The 3856-nt window shown below is 62.7% G+C and carries 2 protein-coding genes; one reads left to right on the forward strand and one right to left on the reverse strand.

Annotated features, from left to right (window positions below; genetic code table 11):
• Window positions 1-213: 213 nt before the first annotated feature.
• Entirely contained in the window at window positions 214-2799 is a 2586-nt protein-coding gene (locus tag VEK15_30640; protein ID HXV65091.1) for a CHASE2 domain-containing protein, read from the forward strand.
• A gap of 29 nt (window positions 2800-2828) precedes the next feature.
• Here VEK15_30640 and VEK15_30645 read toward each other — a convergent pair whose 3' ends face one another.
• Window positions 2829-3530 (reverse strand): DUF4388 domain-containing protein, encoded by a 702-nt coding sequence (locus VEK15_30645; protein HXV65092.1) that lies wholly within the window; start codon window positions 3528-3530, stop codon window positions 2829-2831.
• Between the last annotated feature and the right edge of the window lie 326 nt (window positions 3531-3856).

The following is a 3856-nucleotide window of genomic DNA, read 5'->3' on the forward strand; positions in this document are numbered from 1 at the left end:
AGGGTTCGACCCGCATTGCCGGGGTCACGGGGTAGGTTGTGCCCGATGCACGACCACCCGAGTCAAGGCCGGACAGATTTGGTTGCCAGCTTTCGGCTGCGGTGGTACGATTTCGTGCCCTATCGGGGTGAGCGCTAGGACGAGGCGCCCCAGCGACACTTTGTCTGGCGGGTCGAAGGCCCCGGTTCCACGCCCGAGGAACATTCGTGAGACATGAGCGACGGCCGACTCCTCTTTGACGAGCAAGCGCAGGCGACGCGCCGCCTGACTCTGTTCGCCGCCATCGCTGGCTTCGTCGCTCTCGCCTGCATGTTGCTGGGTATCGGCCAGTCCTTGCAGCTCCGGTTCCTCGACTTCTGGTATCTCATCCGCGGCGACCGCGAAGCGAGTACCCAAGTGGTCATCGTCGAAATCGATGGAAAGTCGCTCAATGCGGAGCCCGAGCGCTGGCCGTGGCCCCGCGATAAGTATGTGCGGTTCATCGAAAAGCTCCAGGAGGCGGGCGCCAATGTCATCGGCTTCGATATCACGTTTTCCCGGGAGACCCCGGAGGACGATGCCCTTGCCGAAGCCATGCGAACGTCCAAGAACATCGTGTTCGGGATGGCCTTCAACAATGCCGGCGACCCGAGCCCGCCAGGTGTGGCGCCTCCCGACTATATCGTTAACCAAGCCGTCCCTCGCTTCGACGTTCCGTTCCTGAACGTGATTCCCGCTCCCGGCGTCGAGCCGCCGTCGCCGGTGCTGGCCGAAGCGGCGGCTGCTTTCGGTCACGTGGTCATGCTTCCGAGCTCGGATGGCACGCTTCGGCAGGCTCCGCTGCTCATCCGGCACGGGGACCGTTCCTATCCCTCCTTTTCCTTGCAGGTGGCGCGCGTCTACGACCTTCCGCTCGAGGAGATCGAGGTCACCGAGAGTCATCTACGGGTGGGCTATAACGAGATCCCGATCCTGCAGAATGGCGAAACCTGGATCAACTGGACGACGACCAACCTCGGAGCCGCATTCCCGAGGTATTCCTTCGTGGACGTCCTTCGCGGCGACGTCGGTGAGCGGGAGCTTGGGGGCAAGGCGGTCCTAGTCGGCATGGCCGCCGAGGGGCTCGACGACAGAGAATTTCCATTTGGCTGGACGTTGCCCGGTGTGGTCCTCCATGCCGCATTTCTCGATAACTTCTTCTTCCTGAATTTCCTTCGTGCCCCGAGCTGGGGCATCGGCCTCGAGCTCGGGCTCGTGGCTGCCCTGGCCGTCGCCGGCATCCTCTTGTTTCCGCGCCTTCCGACACCTTGGCTGCTTGCGTCGGCAATCGTCCTCCTTTTGTCCGTGCTCGCCCTCTCGCTTTATCTCTTCATCATCAATTCGATTTGGTGGCCGCCCATGTATCCGGCTTTGGCGGTCGCCTTCCCGTTCGCCACCACCGTCTTCCTCAAACTGCGTTCGACCGAGAAGGCCAAAGAAGCCGAAACCGCCAAGGTCCGAGAAGCGAAGACTCAGATCGCCGAGGCGGTGCTCGAAAAGGGGCTCGCGTTCCAGGAGAAGGGCAGCCTCGACCTCGCCATCGCGACCTTCAGCCGGCTCCCGATGAGCGAGGAGATGAAGACCATTTACTTGAACCTCGGCTTCGACTTCCAGAGCCGCAACCGGCTCGACAAGGCCCTTCTTTGCTACAAGCGCGTTTTCGATATGGATCCAAACTTCGGGGATGTCGCCCAACGCATCGAAGCCCTCCGCCAGGCCGGCGTCGGCACGCAGCTGGGCGCCTCGAGTTTGATCGGCGGGTCTTCGTCGGTACCCTACTCGCCGACGCCGCCACGAACTCCGCCGCCGGCTTCGATCGAGGAAACCGCCGTCACCGGCGACTATAGCGCTGCTGCGTCCTCCCCCGGCGACGTCGAGAGCAGCTTCGTGCCGACCCTGCCGGGAGCGGGCGCCTCGGCCGTGGCACATAGCATGCCTGGTGTCGAGCCTCAGCCGGGAAATCCCGGCAGCCGATACCGAATGATCAAGGCGCTGGGGAAAGGCGCGATGGGCGAGGTCCTCCTCATGCAGGACACCAAGCTCGATCGCAAGGTAGCGATCAAGATGATGCGGCCGGACCTGGAGATGTCGTCCCAGCAGGCGATCGAGCTACGCCATCGTTTCGTGCGCGAAGCCAAGACCGCCGGGAAGCTGACGCATCCCAACATCGTGACCATCTTCGACAGCTTCGAAGGCGAGGACGGCGTCGCCTACATCGTCATGGAGTTCGTCGATGGCGATACGCTGAAGAACTTCACCCGTTCGACGCAGCTCACGGTGCCTCAGATCAAGCACGTGATCATCGAAGCCTCGAAAGGGCTCCAGCACGCTCACGACAACGGCGTCTTTCATCGGGACGTCAAGCCGGACAACATCATGATCACGCCGAAGACGGGTGTTATCAAAGTGATGGATTTCGGCATCGCCCGCGTCGTGGAGTCGAGCATGACCGCGACGGGAAGCATCCTCGGAACGCCCGCCTATATGTCCCCGGAGCAGGTGAGCGGAAAGAAAGTCGACGCACGGAGCGATGTCTTCTCCCTCGGCGTGGTCCTCTACGAGCTGCTGGTAGGCAAGAGGCCTTTCGATGGCGCCGCGCCGACCGACGTGATGTTCTCGATCCTGCAGAAAACGCCTCCTCCTCCCTCGACCGCCAACCCAGCGCGAAAGGTCAGCCCCGAGTGGGATCCCATCGTCGAAAAGGCGCTCGCGAAGAAAGCCGAAGCCCGTTACCAGAGCGCTCAAGAATTCGCGAAGGCGGTTCGGACCGTTCGCGGATAGAGGGCATCGTCGCCGATGCTCGAGGCTGGCTAGTTCACCAGAGCCAGGCCGTGCGTGTTCGGGTTGTCCCGCAGCTCCAGGATCCCGACATAAAGGTGGCCGAGTACGGCTCGCGCCGTCTGCTCCTCCGACAGCGGGCTCAGGGCGAAAACCGATCGCGAGGGCTCCGAGCCGGAGATGCGAGAGAGGATGAAGGCCTCGTGGGGCTGCAGGCTGACCCGCTCCATCAGGACCATCGATTCCCGGCTCAGGGAAAGATGACGCTCGTCTTCCAGAAGACGCTTCAAGTGCTCCTCGATCGCGGGGGTTCGCCTGGCGGCTTCCATGATGACGTCGAGAACCGGAACCGGATTCGACACGGCGGGAGTGAGGCGGCTTTCGCCCGACGCGAAGGCCATTTTCTTGGGCGGAAAGATCATGACGTTCGATGCGACTTCGAGAAGCTGAGTGCGAACGAGGTCTTCGACCTCGGCAAACTCGATGACGCGGAGCTCGACGAGCACCTCGCCGAGCCTCCTTCCCTTTCGAGCGAAGAGCGAGGCATCTTTCAAGTGCTGATCGGTGATCGACCCTCGACGGACCATGACCTCGCCGAGACGTTCGTCGTCGGAGGAAGAACGCGTGGCGGTAATCCCGCCCTCGTGGAAAACGATCCGGCGGGTGACGGCAGCACTTTCACAGGTGAGAACGCCGGTGCGCCGCTCCCGGGCCAGCTTTCGAAACGTGTTCACGACTTGAGGATGCACGCGCCCAATCAGCCCCGTAGAAGCAGGAGACCCCCTCGACCCGCTTAATGCTTTGCACGAAGTGTACCAACGGAATATTCGGTCGAGAGCTCGGAAGTCCGGTTGAATCCGTGGGTTAGAAGCGTTATCGAAGCAGCGCTCGGGAGATTCTTGGGGGTATCACGACGCATCCCCATGGGCGAAGCCCCTCGAAGTCGGAGGCCTCCGCGATGCGCCGAGCCAGAAGGTCAGCGTTCCAGCATCCCCCCGATGCCGCCGAGAGCGCCGAGGATCGACCCCTCGCCCTTGCCGCCGCGGCCGGTCTGGGGCGC

This window comes from Vicinamibacteria bacterium (assembly GCA_035620555.1).
GTDB lineage: Bacteria > Acidobacteriota > Vicinamibacteria > Marinacidobacterales > SMYC01 > DASPGQ01.